The sequence below is a fragment of the Desulfatiferula olefinivorans genome, assembly GCF_054657895.1.
The window spans coordinates 80,265-97,253 of record NZ_BAAHXV010000012.1; the positions used below are offsets into that span (position 1 = coordinate 80,265).

Genomic DNA, 16,989 nt, shown 5'->3' on the forward strand with positions numbered 1-16,989 from the left:
GCTTCTCCGCGGCGGCCCGACGGTCTGCCGCCGGTGCCGTGGAGGCCGTTGTCAAACCGGCGCTACCTGGCCTGATTCGCCTTGGCCTTGGCGCGTTCATTCTTCTCGTACGCTGAAATGATCTTCATGACCAGCCTGTGTCTGACGACATCGTCTTTTGAAAACTCAATAAAGCGGATTCCTTCGATATTGTCAAGAATCCGCATGGTTTCGATCAGCCCCGAGGGCTTGTCCCGTGGCAGGTCCACCTGGGTCACATCCCCGGTTATCACGGCTTTGGAGTTGAATCCGATGCGCGTGAGAAACATTTTCATCTGTTCGGATGTGGTGTTCTGGGCCTCGTCGAGAATGATAAACGCGTTGTTCAGGGTGCGCCCCCGCATGAACGCCAGGGGAGCCACCTCGATGGCGCCCCGTTCGGTGAGGGCCGCGACTTTTTCAAAGTGCATCATATCATGGAGCGCATCATAAAGGGGCCGCAGATAGGGGTCCACCTTCTCAGCCAGATCGCCGGGCAGAAATCCCAGGGATTCACCGGCCTCCACGGCGGGCCGGGTCAGAATGATCCGGTTGACCTCACCGGCGGACAGAGCCGCCACGGCCATGGCCATGGCCAGATAGGTCTTGCCCGTTCCGGCCGGACCGACGCCGAAAACGATATCATGGGTCCGGATGGCATCGATGTAGGCTTTCTGAATGGGACTCTTGGGCGTGATCGGCCGTTTGGTTGCCGTCACGTAGACCGTATCCATGAAAATATCCCTGAGCTTGACCCGATCGTCGGCGGAAAGGGTTTTGATGGCGTGATCCACATCCCTGGGATAAACGGGAAAGCCTTCCTTGAGCAGGCCGTAAAGCTGGCTGAGGATATTGAGGGCCAGGTCGGCGGCGATGGCGTCACCCTGCACGTAAACCGTGTTGCCCCGGACATTGACGGTAATCGCCAGGGCGTCGGCGATGTTTTTCAAATTCCTGTTGTGCTCTCCGAACAGCTGCCGGGCCAGATTGAGATCGGGAAAGCTTTGTTCCATCCGGGGCGTATTCTGGTTCTCATCCATCAATGGTCATGACCGCCTTGTGCCGTGTTTGGGTTGCCCTCATTTTTTCCAACCTGGACTGTTTATATAAATCCGTCCGGAAATACAATTGTTAATTGATGAATCTATCATACCTTCCCCTGAAGAAGCAAACGGCATTAACGCTGAAAAAGCTAAAAATAAAAATAACTTGACTCAATAGTTCGCCTTTGTTAATCAAACCGGGTGATCAAGCGGCGGCGCCGGCGTGACCCGGTGCCGTCTTCGCCCAGGATAATCATTATAAGGAAGACGGATTTGAATCCATTTGATATCGCCATCATCGCCATCATCTGTTTCTGTGTCATCCGGGGAGCCTTTCGTGGGATTATCAAGGAGGCCACATCGATCATCGGCGTCATCGCAGGACTTTATGCCGCCTACACCTACTACGCCCATCTGGCCTCGGCGCTGAATCGTTTTGCCGACCTGTTTCCCCATGCGGGCTATCTGAACATCGTCAGCTTCCTGATCATCTTCGGAGCCCTGTTCGCCGCCGTGTCCGCCCTGGGTATCCTGCTCAAATACCTGATGAAAATCGTTTTTTTGGGCTGGGTCGACAAGCTCTGCGGCGCGGGGTTCGGTTTTGTCAAAGGCTTCATGATCGTATCCATGCTGCTGCTCATCCTGACCACCTTTCTGAGCAAAGGCGCACCGGTGATCAACGAATCGTTGCTCTGTCCCTATGTGTCCTCGGCCTCGGAAGCCATGAGCCGGTTTGCGTCCAAGGACATGCGGCACGAATTCAGCGCCAAAATCGACATTGCACGGAAATCCTGGGAAGACCGAAAAAAAAGGTTACCGACCCAACCCTGATGACCCGGGAGTGCTGTTTTGACGGAGCTGACACCCATCGACGATGATCCCCTTGCGGCCATGCTGTCCCTGATCGCCGTTCTCCGGAACGCCTGCCCCTGGGACAAAAAGCAGACCCCCGAAACCCTGATCCGCTATCTGATCGAAGAATCCTACGAACTGATGGAGGCCGTCCACGCCGGTGATGCGGACAGGATTGCCGATGAAATGGGGGACGTGCTGTTCCAGGTTTTGTTCATGGCCTTTCTCTACTCACAGGCGGGTCAGTTCACCCTGAACGATGTCATCGCCCGGAACCGGGAAAAGATGATCCGCCGCCATCCCCATGTGTTCGGCACCGTCGATGCGGCCGATGCCGAGGCGGTGAAGGCCAACTGGGCGAAGATCAAGGCCGACGAGAAAACCGGCGCCCAAGGTTCCGTCATCGACGGGGTTCCCGGAGGCCTTTCACCGCTCCATCGGGCCCACATGATCTCCGAGAAGGTGGGACGGGCGGGCTTCGACTGGGACGATCTGGCCGGGGTCATCGCCAAGGTCAGGGAGGAATGGGCCGAACTGGAAGCCGCCGTCGGAGACGGCGACCGGGCCGCCGTCACCCTGGAATTCGGGGATCTTCTGTTCACCCTGACCAACGTCGCACGGTTCCTGGACATTCATCCGGAGACGGCTCTGGCCGCCGCGATCAGCAAGTTCGAAACCCGTTACCGGCACATGGAACGCCGTCTGGCCGATCAGAACATAAACCTGACGGACCTTTCCGACGACGAAAAAAACCGGGCCTGGGATGCCGCAAAAAAAGATACCCAATAAACCCGCTTTCTGTTAGGATGCGTCCTTCTTTTGACAACCCTTTTTTGTGGGAAACGACCTATGATCGCCATCATCGATTATGACGCCGGGAACCTGACCAGCGTGGCGCGGGCCCTGGCACATCTGGGCTTCGCCCATGAGATTACCGCGTCGCCCGAAGCCATCCGCCGGGCCGACCGGGTGATCTTCCCCGGTGTGGGGTCGGCGGGTTCGGCCATGGCCGGCCTCAAACGCCGGGGCCTGGACAAGGTGCTCCATGACTTTTATCATAGCGGAAAACCCCTTCTGGGTATCTGCCTGGGCACCCAGATCATCCTCGGCCACAGCGAAGAACACCAGACCCCCTGCCTCGATATCCTTCCCGGCAAGGTGGTACGGTTCGATCCGAAAAGCCGCGACGACGACGGGTCGCCGATCAAAATCCCGCACATGGGCTGGAACCGGGTCAGGGTGGAGCGGGACCATCCGGTCCTGGCCGGGATCACCGCCGAGGATGAATTTTATTTTGTTCACAGTTATTATCCCGAGCCCCGATCCATCGAACACCGCATCGGAACGACGGTCTACGGGACGGCCTTCGCCTCGATCATCGGATGCGGCAACCTGATCGCCACCCAGTTTCATCCGGAGAAAAGCGGCCGGGCCGGTCTTCGACTTTTAAACAATTTCTGCGGGTGGACACCATGCTGAGCCGACGCATCATCCCCTGTCTGGACGTCCATGAGGGACGAACCACCAAGGGCATCAAATTCAAAGGCAACATCGACATCGGCGATCCGGTCGACATGGCCCGCCTCTACTACGAAGCCGGGGCCGATGAACTTGTTTTCTACGACATCACCGCCTCCCACGAAAAACGGGGCATCATGATCGATGTGGTCCGGCGGGTGGCCGAAACGATTTTCATTCCCTTTTCCGTGGGAGGCGGGATACGAACCGTCGAGGACATGCGCAAAGTGCTTCTGGCGGGGGCCGAAAAAATCAGCGTCAATTCGGCCGCCGTCCTCAATCCGGACATCATCCGGCAGGGGGCCGAGGCCTTTGGCAATCAATGCGTGGTCTTGGGGATGGATGTGAAACAGGTGGAAAAAAGCCCGGCCATTCCCTCGGGCTATGAAATCGTGATCAACGGCGGACGGAAACACATGGGGATCGACGCCCTGGAATGGGCTCAGCGGGCCCAGTCCCTGGGGGCCGGTGAAATCTGCCTGAACTCCATCGATGCCGACGGCATGAAAACCGGCTATGAGTTGACCCTGACCCGGCTGATCTCGGAAAACGTCGACATTCCGGTCATCGCTTCCGGCGGCGCGGGCACGCCCGAGCACCTGCGGGCGGTGTTGACCGACGGCAGGGCCGACGCGGCCCTGATCGCTTCCATGGTCCACTACGGCAGCTACACCGTCTCCGACATCAAGCATTACCTTCACGGTCGGGGCGTCAAGGTCCGGATGGGATGGTAGGTCAGGCGTAGTCGCCCCGTGTGAACTTCAGGTACTCCACCTGGGCCAGCAGGGCGCTCTCTTCGGCCACGGCTTTCAAGGAATCCCCATCGGGCCGCTGCCGGGCCGCCTCGGTCAGCGAGTCGGCTTCCTGCTTGATGGTCCGAACCAGCCCGTCCATCTCTTTCAGGGTACGATCCGGGTCCGACAGGGCCGAGGCCAGATTATCCAGAAGGGTCAGCAGACGGTCTGTGCCGGTTTCCAGGGCCTGATCCCCGGAATCCTCCAGACGAAAACCGAAGGACCTTATTTCACCCAGTCCGGACGGGGCCGGGGTTGTCACGGTTTCCTCCACGCCGGCCAGGGCCTGCTCAAAGGTTTTGCGGAACAGGTCCTGATCGACAGCGCCCCCAGCCTTGTCGGCCGGTTTTGGCTGAACCGGACCAAGTTTGTCAAGATCGGATATCCCTTTCATCATCATGTCTCCAGTGATTCGAATTGTCAGGTGTCACGTCAGGGGATTTTTTTGCCGGTTCCCTGTTTTTCATAAGCGGAACCCGGCAATCTTTTCCCTTTTTGGACCATAACCCCTTGCTGTTAAGGATAAATAGCAAATCCCGGGCCACGGTTAAACGTTAAATCGATCTCAAAGGATTATTTTTGGGGAAAAGGCAACTGGAGACGGGGATCAATCCTGCGGAAGCAAAACGACACGCCCCGCTCCGACCCGGGGTCTGAGCGGGGGAAAAAAAGGGTGTTCATTCAAAACACGCCGGGCCCTAAGGGCGATCAGACCATCTGGTCAATGGAAAAACCGATGATCTTGTCGGCAATCTGCTGAGCGTTGATCTGATAGGTTCCCTGGTCAATGGCGTTACGTGCCGCCTCCACCTTGTCGGTCCGGATTTCGGGCGCAAGGGCCATGGCATCTTTGGCCACCTGCATGTCCTGGGCATTGGAGGAGAGGCTCACCTTGTCCTCGGGGACTTCCTTTCGGGCTTCGGCCTGCCGGCCGGCAGCCAAATCCTGGGGCGAGGCGGATTCCACCCCCTTGACATAGGCCTGTCTTCCGAAATTTACATTGGTTTCCGATACTTTCATTGTCTTACCTCCAGGTCAGGATTCCATGGACTTGTCAACGGTTTCCCTGACAAGCTGTTCAAGGCGCCGGCTGACGATTTTTGAATCCTCCACGGAAAGGGTGCTGGTGACCTTTTCGTTGTTCTCACCGATAAAATTAAACACAAACTGCTGCTCGTGGGTATCAAACCCCTTGAGTTTCCCGCTGATTTCCCGGTTCAGCCGGTCCACGATCTGCTGTTCGGTCTCATCTTTGGGACCAAAGCGGGTGATCCGGTCCAGAATATCGGCGGACACTTTGTTTATGATGGTCTGCCGTTTCCCTTCTTCGGAAATGCTGATACTGTCCTGCATGGACAGCCCATCGGCCCCAAGGCCCTTCTGCCGGTCGATCAGACGGTTCTGGCTGATCTGCCGGCTGTAGACCTTGATCACGTTGTTGATCTGGTACGATGGTATATGCATAACCCGTTCTCCTTGCTTGTACCATCGGCTCTCCTTGGACGAAACTTTACAAAAAAATCGGATTATTTTGTGACCGGGGAATAGGCGCTGTAATAATGGCGAATGAAATGGCGGTGACTTCGGAAGGCAATGTCCGGAAGCCGGTCGAAGGGATAAAATCCCGCCTCCGAGACATCGTCTCCGGGCACAAGACGTCCCTTAAAGGTTCGCACCAGATAGGCGGTGATCAGCACCGTGTCGTAATCGGGGTGGGGATCGATGGCCACGCCCATCAGCATCTCGATTTTTCCCGCAAGGCCTGTTTCCTCGACCAGTTCACGAAGGGCCGCCTCATCGGGCCGTTCCCCCAGCTCCACGAATCCGCCGGGCAGGCACCAGAGCCCGGCCTGGGGCGCGACCTTGCGTCGGGCCAGGAGTATCCGGTCGTCCGGATCGATCAGGACCACACAGGCCGCAGGCACGGGGTTTTCGTACAAGGTGGTGTTGCAGTGGGGGCAATGTTTCCGCAACCGGCCCTCGACGGTGGTCGTGATGACCGGTGATCCGCAATAGGAGCAGAATTTTTTTTCTCGCATGCCCGTCCCCGCCCCGGACCCGCCCGGCGGATCAGTCGTCGAAATCACCCGCAGGCCCCTTGTCGGTATTGAGTTCGGCCGCCTTATGGACAATGGCGTCCTCGGTCCATTCGTCGGGCGATTCCATGACGTCGGCCTTGACGCCGGGATGATGGGACCTGTTTTTCAGAATATCCGCCATCACCAGATCGGCCGTCCCCCCGGCATTGAACACTTCAACCAGAAGGGTGTAAGTAAAATCCTCGACCCGCTTGGCCATGCGGCGGCGAACCGCTTCGGGCTGGCTGAGGATCTTGTTTTCAAAGGGCAGGTTCAGCTTCTTGTAATTCCCGCCGGAAATTCCTTTGGCGCGGGCATAGGACTGCATGTCCCGCCAGAGATCTTCGGTCAGCCCCTCCCCCTCGATCTTGATGAAATTTCCGTCCGCATCCTGCTGGGCGTTGCCCTCGTCGTTGACCGAGAGGCCCCAGGACAGCATCTGGAGGGCCGTGGCCACGTTGGCCTTGGTGGTGTGGGTCTTCCGGGCGATCTGACGAAGCCGCTCGAAGCTGTTGCCCGAGGTTCCGTGCTGGGCGCCGGACACCCTGTATTTGGCAATGGCCTGGTGGATGGCAAGGGTCAAATCCACATCGATACCCTGGCCGCTGGCCTCGATGCCGTGGGTGGTCCCGTTGTTCAGGGCGATCCAGTCGGGAAAGATGCCGTGGGCGTTGAGCCCCGCAATCAGAAACACCGCTTCGGCCGGAGACGAAAGCCCGTCATTGCCCTTGATCTCTCCGATTTCGGTTTCCAGGCCGGCCCATTCGGGAATATAAGGTTTCATGGCGATATTTGCCAGAAGGTTGCGGTCATCGGGCTGGTGGGAGGCGTCGATGGCGATGGAGGTGATACCGGCCTCGAACATCGACGGGATCTCCGTCCGGGCCTGGTCCAGGTCGGCCTCGTTCTTGATCCCGTAGTGATCCGCATGGATGGCCACCGGAACGGTGATGCCCAGTTCATTGGCGACGGCGTCCACCTGCCGGGCGATGTTCCAGTAGCTGACGGGGCAATAGGCCTCGCGACCGCCCTCGGATTTGGCGATTTCAATGATCACAGCGGCCCGGGCCCGCTGGGCGGCGGCAAGGACGCCCCGGATCACGATATGGCTCCGGCCGTTGGCCGCGATGGTCATGGCCTGCCCTTTTTCGATCATGGCGCGATCGATATACTTGCCGCTGACGATCAGCGCTTTTGAGTTGGGAAACAGGGACACGATATTGGGGGGCCGTCCCACCGTCAGGGCCTCGTTGTATTCTGCAGTGTAACGGGTGTTTCCGTCAGCCATGGTGTTCTTCTCCTCGTCAAAAGGTTATCCGCAGACGTCGGTCATCATGCTAAAAATGATGCCAATTCAAATATATTTGCCGGGGTTTGTAAAGTCTTATTTTCCGTCTTTCCAGACCGGCGGACCGGCGGCAAGGGCGTCAGACGTAAAGGTTGACGAGCCCTCCCTTGACCGCGTGAAATGGGTTTTCCAGATTCTTGCGGCGGGTATACACCATGTCACGGGCATCGACAAGAACATAATATTTGTAGGCACCGGAATCCTGATCCGACCGATGGGCGTCGGCATCGGACGCGATCCGTGACGCATCCGGCGTTTTGACGGGCGGATACTGAATCCGGCCCGGGTCCGATTGCTCCCAGGCCGGGTGCCTACTGTAGTCGGGCAGAAAATGAAGGGTTGAACTTACATTCATGGGCGCCGTCCATGGGTTCGCCCGGAAAGGTCAGCCGAATTCGCAACGGGAATGATGCGGGCGTTTGTTTTTTATTTTCGGATTATAAGTGAAAAATCCCGGGGGATCAACCGCCTTCCTTGACTTCTCCGGAAATGTTCCGTACATTTTTTGCATCATCCGATCCGGCCCGCGCCAACCGAGGCCGGGTCCCAACCGTGATGACTCGTCAACCTTACCCGAAGGGAGAGCACCCCAGATGGCAGCCTCGCGCCGACCGGACCGCGTCATACTCCATGTTCTGATCATTCTTCTGATCGGCCTGACCCCGATCCTGGGGGGCGCCGCAGAATCGAGCACCGACATCGACCAAAAGCTGGTCGAACTGACGCGGATTCAGAATGCCATGGATTCCCTGTCCCGGGAAATCATCGAAACCCGGGACCGCATGTCCCAACCCGAAGGCCAGGGACGCGAACAGCTCCTTGAATCCCACTTAGACAGCCTGCAGCGGAAGCTGTTCAGCCTTGAAGGAAACTTCAACGACCTGGCCTCCGAAATCAGCCTGGACACCCTGGGACAGGCCGCAGATGAGGATTTCAACTGGAACCGTGAACTGAAAATCATCCTCAGCCCGCTGATCCGGGAACTGCAACAGGCCACGTCACGGCCCAGGGAAATCGAAAAATACCGCAGCGCCATCGAGACCCAGAATCAGCAGCTCGAGAGGATCGACGAGGCCATGGGACGGATCAACACCCTGATGAACAACCCGGGCTGCCCTCCCCGGCTGCGGGAACGGCTCAGCCGAACCCTGGCCGCCTGGAAAAACCGGCGGAGCGAGGTTGAAACCCAGCGGAGCATCGCAACGCTCCAGCTTGACAAGATCAGCGGCCATGACGAGCCCTTCACCCGGACCCTTCAGAAAATCCCGAAAATGTTTTTCAAAAGCCATGGCAACAACCTGATCATGGCCCTTCTGGCCTTTTTCCTGACCGCCTTCATCCTCTTCCGCTTTCACGGGGTGATCGTCAGGGCGACCCGGCGCCGCAGACTTGAATCGCCGTTTTATATCCGGGCCTTCGACCTGGGCTACCGCATCGCTGCGATGGGCCTGTCTTTGGGGGTGCTCCTGGGCGTGCTCTACCTGCTCAGCGACTGGGTGCTGTTGTCCCTGCTGCTGGTCTTCATGATCGGCCTGGTCTGGACATCCAAGGAAACCCTGCCGCGGGTCTGGGATCAGTGCCGCCTGATCCTCAATCTGGGCCCCGTCAGGGAGGGCGAACTGATCGTCTACAACGGTATTCCCTACAAGGTGCTGTCGATCAATGTCTTCACCTTAATATATAACCCCGATATCCCCAACAGCCGGATTCGGATTCCGGTGGCCGACCTGCTTTCCCTGCGATCCCGCCCGGCGTCCGCCACCGAACCCTGGTTTCCCTCCCGGATTGGGGACTGGGTGCTGCTTGGAGACGAGAACCCGATGAAGGTCCTGACCCAGACGCCCGAAACCGTGGTCGTGGAAAAAATCGGCGGGGCCCGAATTTCCTATCCGGCGGCGGACTATCTGTCGGCGGCCCCGATGAATCTTTCTTCAGGATTCCGGATCAAGGTGCCTTTCGGTCTGGATTACGCCCTCCAGCCCATCGTCACGGACTCGGTGCCCGGCATCCTGGAAAAAGGCGTCGAGGAGCATCTGACGGCATCGGGGTTCATGGACCGGATCATCCGGGTCCGTGCTGAATTCAAGCAGGCCGCCGCTTCATCCCTGGACATCGAGCTGTTGGTCGATGTGGCGGGCGACGGGGCCAGGCATTACGCCCGCCTGAACCGCCTGATCCAGGCCGCCTGCGTGGATGTGTGCAACGCCCGAAAGTGGTCGATTCCCTTCAACCAGTTGACGGTCCACCTTCCCGCTCCAGAGCATTCCTGATTCATTCAAAATCCCCGGGCGCCGCCCCCGGCGGCTCCGGGCTTACTCCGGCGTTATCTCCGGCCATTCGACCGCCATTACAAGCTATCTACCCAATATCACTAACATAAATAATTGACCCGTTTTTTTGCCTTGACAGGCATTTGCGGTTTTTGCTATTCGTGCTTGAAAATGAATGAGTATTCATACCGACCCATGCAACGCACACAGGCCTGATCCGATTATGAAGTCTGAAAAATACCATATCATTCTGGACGCCGCCATCAAGGTCTTCGCTGAACACGGCTTCTTCCAGTCCACGGTGGCCCAGATCGCCCGGAAGGCCGGCGTGGCCGACGGTACCATCTATCTGTATTTCGAAAACAAGGAAGACATCCTTCTTCAGTTTTTCGCCTACAAGACACGGCAGATTTTCGACCAGTTCCAGATGGAAGTGGACAAAAGCGACAATGCGGAAAGCAAACTCCGGAACCTGGTCACCAGCCATCTCAAAGAATTCCAGGGCAACATGGACATGGCCATTGTTTTTCAGGCCGAAACCCGCCAGGTTCAGCAGTCCGAAGCCATCAAGGTCCATATCCGGGACATCACCCGGAAATACCGCGAACTGGTCGGCGAAATCATCGAAGAGGGACAAAACGAAGGCATCATGCGCAAGGATTTGTACATCGGCCTGGTCAAGACCTTTATCACCGGGGCCGTGGAGGAAGTCATCAATTCATGGGTGCTGGCCAACGGCAAGTACGATCTGGTATCCATGGCCGATCCCCTGGTGGATCTTTACCTGAGAGGCATCGGCAATCATTAGGCGCTTGTTCACCGGCCGCGGCCGGTGTGTTTAGTTGGGGAGAAACCCACGACCGTGCTGAGAAACAGGGGTTTGGGACGGCACATCGCGGACGAGAAAAGGCCACCTTTCATAACCAAGAAGGAGAGAAAAACATCATGGCACAGCTTATCGCAGACAGACGAGACATCGACTTTGTTCTTCATGAACAGTTGAACGTGGAAGAGTTGAGCAAACACGAAAAATTTGCCGATTTCAACAAGAAAACCGTCGACATGGTCGTCTCCGAGGCCAGAAATCTGGCCGTCAAGGAAATGATTCCCACCTGGAAAGACGGCGATGAGAGCGGCTGTAAATTCGAAGCGGGCAAGGTCATTGTCCCCGAAACCTTCCCCCGGCTGTTCGAACTGTTCAATGCCGGCGAATGGCTGGCCATGAACGAGGAACCCGAATGGGGCGGCCAGGGCATGCCCCGGTCCGTATCCTCCGCCGCGTCCGAATTTTTCAACGGGGCCAACTTCCCCTTCATGATGTACCCCGGTCTGACCCACGGCGCCGGAAAACTCGTCGAAGAGTTCGGTACCGACGAGCAGAAACGGCTGTTCCTGAAAAATCTGTACACCGGCAAATGGACCGGGACCATGCTGCTGACCGAAGCCGGTGCCGGCTCCGACGTCGGGGCACTTGAAACCGTCGCCAAAAAGAATGCCGACGGCACCTACTCGATTTCCGGCTCCAAAATCTTCATCTCCGGCGGCGAGCACGACATGGCCGAAAACATCATCCATCCGGTCCTGGCGCGTATCGAAGGCGCCCCCGCCGGAACCAAGGGGATTTCCCTGTTCCTGGTTCCCAAATTCCGCGTCAACGCAGACGGCAGCCTGGGCGCCTTCAACGACGTGGTCTGCACCGGTATCGAGCACAAAATGGGGATCCACGGCAACGCCACCTGCTCCCTGACCCTGGGCGGCAAAGGCGAATGCATCGGAACCCTTTTGGGCGAAGAAAACAAAGGCATGAAGGCCATGTTCGTCATGATGAACGAAGCCCGTCTGCTGGTGGGCATGCAGGGTTTTTCCTGCGCCACCGCCGCCTACATGTATGCGGTCAACTATGCCAAGGAACGCATCCAGGGCGCCAACCTGGTCAAACCCCAGGACGGGGGCGTGCCGATCATCCAGCACCCCGATGTCCGTCGCCAGCTCATGATCATGAAAACATACGTGGAAGCCATGCGCAGCCTTCTGTACTTCATCGGTTACTGCAACGACATGATCGCCGTCTCCGATGATCCGGCCGTTCGGGAAAAATACCAGGGACTGATCGAAATCCTCACCCCGGTGGCCAAGGGCTACGTGACCGACCGTGCCTTCGAGGTCTGCAACCATGCCATCCAGGTATACGGCGGCTACGGGTTCATCGAGGAATACCCCGTGGCCCAGCTGATGCGTGACTGCCGCATCACCATGATCTACGAAGGCACCAACGGGATTCAGGCCATGGACCTTCTCGGCCGGAAGCTCGGCATGAAAAAAGGGCAGGTGTTCATGGACCTGATGGGTGAAATCCAGAAAACCCTCAAGACGGCCAAGGACATTCCCGCACTGGCCGCCATGACCGCCGCCGTGGAAAACGCCCTCAACCGTTTGGGTGAGGTGGCCATGCACATGGGCAAGACCGCCATGAGCGACAAGGTGCTGAATGCCTTCGCCTTCGCCCACCCCTTCCTCGAGGTGACCGGCGATGTGGTCATGGCCTGGATGCTGCTGTGGCGGGGGACCATCGCTGCCGGCAAACTTGAAAGTGCCAAGAAAAAAGATGTTCCGTTCTACGAAGGACTTTTGAAAAGCCTGGAATACTTCACGGCTTGTGTTCTTCCGGTGACCTCCGGAAAAATGGACGCCATCAAGGCCTGCAACGGCGCCACCGTTGAGATCTCTGAAGATTCATTCATAGGCTGATTCGGCCTGCGGACCGGAGGGAAACCCCTCCGGTCCGATTCGGACAACGCCGGAGCTGCCGGCCCCACGGCCGGACAAACCCAAGGAGCATCAGGCAGATCAAAAACGATTCAGGGAGGTTAGGCGTGGACAGCAAAAAAACTCCCGGGCACAAACACCCCGGAAATTCATGCGTCACGGCATGGCCCGGCCGCTCTTGTACAGTCGTACGGCCCTTGAATTTTTTCTTGACGAATCCTGCGTTGTCATTTAAGTATGAGGGATTATTCATTTCAGAAGATGGAGACAAGTAGCGCTGTTTGGCGTGCTATTGATTAATAAATTCAATTCAAGGAGAGGTAAAATTAAAAATGGAACATCTAATTGCACCAGCTCATTACAAATTTCTGGGTTTTTTCCCTGGGGCGATCCTGTCCTTTTTGTATGTGGTTGTCGGCGTCGGGATCTTCGCTTACATCATGGCGAACCGGGTGGCACCTCTGGTCAAGGCGGCTCCGGACAACAGCCGCTTCAGCGACATTCCGGCACGCATCCTTAACATCTTCACCATCTGGCTCGGCCAGATCCGTCAGCCCCGCTACATGGTGGCAGGTGTTCTTCACATCGTCATCTTTTTCGGCTTTTTGACCCTGAGCATCCGGACCTGCTCTCTGGTCGTCATCGGTATGTTTCCGGACTTCGCCCTGCCCGGCCTCGGCGCTGATCAGCCCCTGGGCATGGTCTACAACGTGGCCAAAGACTACATGGCCACCGCCGTGTTCGTTGCCTGTATCATCGCCGCCGTCCGCCGCGGCATCATCAAGCCCAAACGCTACGCCGTTCCGGCCAAATACGGTCACGATCACACCGCTGAGGCGGTATTCGTTCTGGCCATCATCATGGGCCTGATGCTGACCGAAAGCCTTTTCGAAGCCGTTCTGGTCTCTGCCGGCCACGATGCCTTCCTGGCTCCGCTGACCCTGGCCTGGATTTTCTCGAAAGTGTTTTCCGCAGCGCCCCACGGCCTGCTCCAGTTCCTGCACATCGCGTCCTACTACGTGCACAACACCCTGTTCTTCTTCTTCCTCTGCTTCCTGCCCATGGGCAAGCACTTTCACGTCATCACCTCTTTCTTCAACGTTCTGTTCATGAGGGTCCGACGCGGCAACATCAAACCCGTGGTTTACGGCATCACCGACGAACAGCTGGATTCCCTGGAATCTTTCGGCGTCAAAAAGCTGGAAGATTTCACCTGGAAGCACATGCTCGACTTCTATTCCTGTGCGGACTGCGGTCGCTGCTCCGACCAGTGCCCGGCCAACCTGGTGGGACGTCCCCTGTCTCCCCGGTTCATCACCATCAAGGCCCGTGACCTGATCTTCAAGAACTACCCGATCCGCGACAAGTTCCTCAACAGCAAGGAACCCCTGGTCGGCTCCATCTACGAAGCCGATGAAATCTGGTCCTGCACCACCTGCGGCGCCTGTGAGCAGGAATGCCCCATCGGTATCGAATACATCGACAAAATCGTTGACCTCCGCCGCGGTCTCGTGGATCAGGGCGAGGTTCCCCAGACCCTGCAGAAACCCCTCCAGGCCATCGGCAAGCGCGGTAACCCCTGGGGCAAGGTTGAAAAGAAACGTGCCGACTGGGCCAAAGACAAAGAATTCGCCGCCGAATGCTCCGTCAAGATCATGGAAAACGGCGACTCCGGTGAAACCCTTTACTTTGTCGACAGCATCACCTCCTACGACGACCGCATGGTCAACATCGCCAAATCCAGCGCCAAGATCCTGGATGCCTGCGGTGAAGACTTCTTCATCATCGGTAAAGACGAAAAAGACAGCGGTAACGAAGTCATCCGTTTCGGTGAAGAAATGCTGTACCAGAGCCTCAAGAGCCACAACATGGAGATCATCAAGGAATCCGGTGCCAAGCGCATCGTCACCTCCGACCCCCATGCGTACAATGCACTGAAAAATGATTACCGTGTCGATCTTCCGATCGAACACATCAGCGAGACCATCGTCAAAAACGTCAAATCCGGCAAGATCAAGCTCAAACCGGTGATGGATCCCTCAAAGGTCTACACCTATCACGATCCCTGCTACCTGGGCCGCCACAACGGGATTTACGATGACCCCCGCGATGCCATCAAAGCCATCCCGGGTGCTCAGCTCGTGGAAATGGAGAAGAACCGCGACCGGTCTCTGTGCTGCAGCGGCGGTGGTTTGATGCTCTTCTACGAACCCCATGAAGAAGAACGTATGGCCGTGATCCGCGTAAAAATGGCCGCCGAAGCCGGTGCGAACGTCATCGTCTGCGCCTGCCCCTTCTGTATGGTCAACATGGAAGACGCCATCAAGGTTGCCGGTCTTGACGGCCAGCTCGAAGCCATTGAACTGACCGAGCTGATCAACCAGCACATGGAATAGGATACCGGGCCGGACGCGCCTCTGCGTCCGGCCTGTTTCGGTTTTGCTTGACGGATTTACCGGCATGTCAATTCGGATTTAATAACTTATTGGGAGGAATAACATGGAAATCTTGGTATGCGTAAAAAGAGTTCCCGATTCCGCTGAAAATGAAATTGAAATGAACAGCGAAGGGAACGACATCGAGCGTGATGATCTTGTTTACTCTGTAAACGAATGGGACAACTACGCAGTGGAAGAAGCCATCCAGATTGTTGACAAGGTTGGCGGTTCCGTAACGGTTGTCACGGTAGGCGACAGCGAAAGCGACGAAATTCTCCGCCGTGAAATGGCCATGGGCGCGGGCAAAGGCCTGCTCCTGACCGACGATGCCTTCGAAGGCTCCGACTGCAAAGGCATTGCAACGATTCTCAAAGGCGCTGTGGAAAAAGGCAAATACGACCTGATCCTCACCGGTGCCCAGGCTGACGAAGGCGCCGGCGCCGTGGGCGGCATGCTGGCCGCCATGCTCGACATGCCCTACGCTTCCCTGGTCAACAAGATTGAAGTTGGCGACGGCAAGCTGGTTGTGGGACGTGAAATCGAGGGTGGTAACAGAGAAATGAACGAAATCACGCTTCCCTGCGTACTCTCCATCCAGACCGGTATCAACGAGCCCCGTTACGTGGGTATCCGCGGTATTCGTCAGGTTTCCGGTGTTGAAATTCCGGAACTCGGTGCATCCGATCTTGGTGTTGACGCTTCTGCCGTTGGTGCTGCCGGTGCCAAAACCAAGAAAATCGACTACTTCGTACCTGAAAAAGGCGAAGGCGCTGAAATGCTTGAAGGAAGCACTGAAGAGATCATTGATAAACTCATTGAAATCCTTAAAGCAAACGGAGGGTTATAATCATGGCACAGGTATTTGCATATTTGGTTCATAACGACGGGGTTCTCGACGATTCAGCCATGGAACTGATCAACGCCGCCAAAGCCGTTTCCGGCGACGCACCCACCGCCATCGTGACCGGCTCCGGTATTGACGCGGTCGCCGCTGAAGCCGCCGCCATTTTCCCCAACGTCATCAAAGTGGATAACGCCGCTCTGGCCTATCCCAATGCTGAAGTTGTGCGGAAAGCTCTGGCCAACGTCATTCCCGCAGGCTCCGTTGTGCTTTTCGCACACAACACCTTTTCCATGGACTGCGCCCCGGGCCTTTCCGTGAAAATGAATGCCGCCTTCGTCGCCGACATCGTCGGTATCGACGGCGTTGACGGAAGCACCCTGAAAGTGGTTCGCCAGGAATTCGGCGGCGAAGTCTGCACCCACGTGAACGTGGATATGGCAGGCGGCGCGGTTGTTTCCGTTCGTCCCGGCACCTTCCCGGCCGACGAATCCAAATCAGCCGGCGGTTCCGTCACCGACAAATCCGCCGACGCCGGTGACCTTTCCGCCAACCGGAAGTTCATCGAAATCGTGGCTCCGGAAGCCGGCGATGTCGACATCACTAAAGCCGACATCCTCGTGTCCATCGGTCGCGGTATCGAAGAAGAAGACAACATCGAAATCGCCATGAACCTCAAGGAAGCCCTCGGCAACGCCGCCGAAGTGTCCTGCTCACGTCCGATCGTCGACGCCAAATGGCTGGAAGCCTCCCGCCAGGTTGGTACCAGCGGTTGCACCGTTAAACCCAAGGTATACCTTGCCTGCGGTATCAGCGGTTCCTTCCAGCATCTGGGCGGCATCAAGGGCGGTTTGATCGTTGCCATCAACAAAAACCCCAACGCGCCTATTTTCCAGGCTGCCAACGTGGGTATTGTGGCCGACATTCTCGAGTTCCTGCCGGCCCTCACTGAAAAAATCGAAGAAATGTAATTTTTTCAGCGTGTAGGTTTGTTACGGCCGGCCGTCCCTCGGGGCGGCCGGC

The 16,989-nt window shown here is 57.1% G+C and carries 17 protein-coding genes; 10 read left to right on the top strand and 7 right to left on the bottom strand.

What is annotated here, in order from left to right:
- Positions 1–62 precede the first annotated feature (62 nt).
- Positions 63–1,058 (bottom strand): PhoH family protein, encoded by a 996-nt coding sequence (locus ACYQ11_RS10730; RefSeq protein WP_459923778.1) that lies wholly within the window; start codon positions 1,056–1,058, stop codon positions 63–65.
- 276 nt (positions 1,059–1,334) lie between these two features.
- On the opposite strand from ACYQ11_RS10730, the gene ACYQ11_RS10735 reads away from it, so the two are divergent.
- From ACYQ11_RS10735 to hisF, 4 genes are read left to right on the top strand one after another with little or no spacing between them, the layout of a single operon-like run.
- The gene (locus ACYQ11_RS10735; protein WP_459923779.1) at positions 1,335–1,892 is read left to right on the top strand and encodes a CvpA family protein; all 558 of its coding nucleotides are present in this window, start codon (positions 1,335–1,337) and stop codon (positions 1,890–1,892) included.
- An 18-nt stretch (positions 1,893–1,910) separates the two neighbouring features.
- Entirely contained in the window at positions 1,911–2,702 is a 792-nt protein-coding gene (gene mazG / locus ACYQ11_RS10740; protein WP_459923780.1) for a nucleoside triphosphate pyrophosphohydrolase, read from the top strand.
- Positions 2,703–2,762: 60 nt separating this feature from the next.
- The gene (hisH, locus tag ACYQ11_RS10745) at positions 2,763–3,392 is read left to right on the top strand and encodes an imidazole glycerol phosphate synthase subunit HisH (RefSeq protein ID WP_459923781.1); all 630 of its coding nucleotides are present in this window, start codon (positions 2,763–2,765) and stop codon (positions 3,390–3,392) included.
- Positions 3,386–4,165 (top strand): imidazole glycerol phosphate synthase subunit HisF, encoded by a 780-nt coding sequence (gene hisF / locus ACYQ11_RS10750; protein WP_459923782.1) that lies wholly within the window; start codon positions 3,386–3,388, stop codon positions 4,163–4,165. Before hisH ends, hisF begins: the two co-directional genes overlap by 7 nt.
- A 1-nt stretch (position 4,166) precedes the next feature.
- Here hisF and ACYQ11_RS10755 read toward each other — a convergent pair whose 3' ends face one another.
- The 6 genes from ACYQ11_RS10755 to ACYQ11_RS10780 all read right to left on the bottom strand — a co-directional run bounded on the left by ACYQ11_RS10755 (position 4,167) and on the right by ACYQ11_RS10780 (position 8,006).
- The gene (locus tag ACYQ11_RS10755; protein WP_459923783.1) at positions 4,167–4,625 is read right to left on the bottom strand and encodes a hypothetical protein; all 459 of its coding nucleotides are present in this window, start codon (positions 4,623–4,625) and stop codon (positions 4,167–4,169) included.
- A gap of 308 nt (positions 4,626–4,933) precedes the next feature.
- Positions 4,934–5,245, bottom strand: coding sequence for a flagellar biosynthesis anti-sigma factor FlgM (gene flgM, locus ACYQ11_RS10760; RefSeq protein ID WP_459923784.1), 312 nt, complete (start codon positions 5,243–5,245; stop codon positions 4,934–4,936).
- 15 nt (positions 5,246–5,260) lie between these two features.
- Complete coding sequence (locus ACYQ11_RS10765) at positions 5,261–5,689, bottom strand: DVU0524 family FlgM-associated protein (RefSeq protein WP_459923785.1); 429 nt, start codon at positions 5,687–5,689, stop codon at positions 5,261–5,263.
- A 62-nt stretch (positions 5,690–5,751) separates the two neighbouring features.
- Positions 5,752–6,264: an NUDIX hydrolase gene (locus ACYQ11_RS10770; RefSeq protein WP_459923786.1), complete on the bottom strand. Its 513-nt coding sequence runs from the start codon at positions 6,262–6,264 to the stop codon at positions 5,752–5,754.
- 31 nt (positions 6,265–6,295) lie between these two features.
- Entirely contained in the window at positions 6,296–7,591 is a 1,296-nt protein-coding gene (locus ACYQ11_RS10775; protein ID WP_459923787.1) for a class II fructose-bisphosphate aldolase, read from the bottom strand.
- 139 nt (positions 7,592–7,730) lie between these two features.
- A complete protein-coding gene (locus tag ACYQ11_RS10780) occupies positions 7,731–8,006 on the bottom strand; it encodes a hypothetical protein (RefSeq protein WP_459923788.1) in 276 nt (91 codons plus the stop codon).
- A gap of 238 nt (positions 8,007–8,244) precedes the next feature.
- Here ACYQ11_RS10780 and ACYQ11_RS10785 point away from each other — a divergent pair, with 238 nt between their 5' ends.
- From ACYQ11_RS10785 to ACYQ11_RS10810, 6 genes are all read left to right on the top strand, one after another.
- A complete protein-coding gene (locus ACYQ11_RS10785) occupies positions 8,245–9,921 on the top strand; it encodes a hypothetical protein (protein WP_459923789.1) in 1,677 nt (558 codons plus the stop codon).
- Positions 9,922–10,144: 223 nt separating this feature from the next.
- Positions 10,145–10,729, top strand: a complete 585-nt coding sequence (locus ACYQ11_RS10790) for a TetR/AcrR family transcriptional regulator (RefSeq protein WP_459923790.1) — start codon at positions 10,145–10,147, stop codon at positions 10,727–10,729.
- A 137-nt stretch (positions 10,730–10,866) separates the two neighbouring features.
- Positions 10,867–12,669 (top strand): acyl-CoA dehydrogenase, encoded by a 1,803-nt coding sequence (locus tag ACYQ11_RS10795; RefSeq protein WP_459923791.1) that lies wholly within the window; start codon positions 10,867–10,869, stop codon positions 12,667–12,669.
- A 350-nt stretch (positions 12,670–13,019) separates the two neighbouring features.
- Positions 13,020–15,083 (top strand): (Fe-S)-binding protein, encoded by a 2,064-nt coding sequence (locus ACYQ11_RS10800; RefSeq protein ID WP_459923792.1) that lies wholly within the window; start codon positions 13,020–13,022, stop codon positions 15,081–15,083.
- Between the two features lie 103 nt (positions 15,084–15,186).
- On the top strand, positions 15,187–15,972 hold the full coding sequence (locus ACYQ11_RS10805) for an electron transfer flavoprotein subunit beta/FixA family protein (protein WP_459923793.1): 786 nt from the start codon (positions 15,187–15,189) through the stop codon (positions 15,970–15,972).
- A gap of 2 nt (positions 15,973–15,974) precedes the next feature.
- Positions 15,975–16,937, top strand: coding sequence for an electron transfer flavoprotein subunit alpha/FixB family protein (locus ACYQ11_RS10810; protein WP_459923794.1), 963 nt, complete (start codon positions 15,975–15,977; stop codon positions 16,935–16,937).
- Positions 16,938–16,989 lie beyond the last annotated feature (52 nt).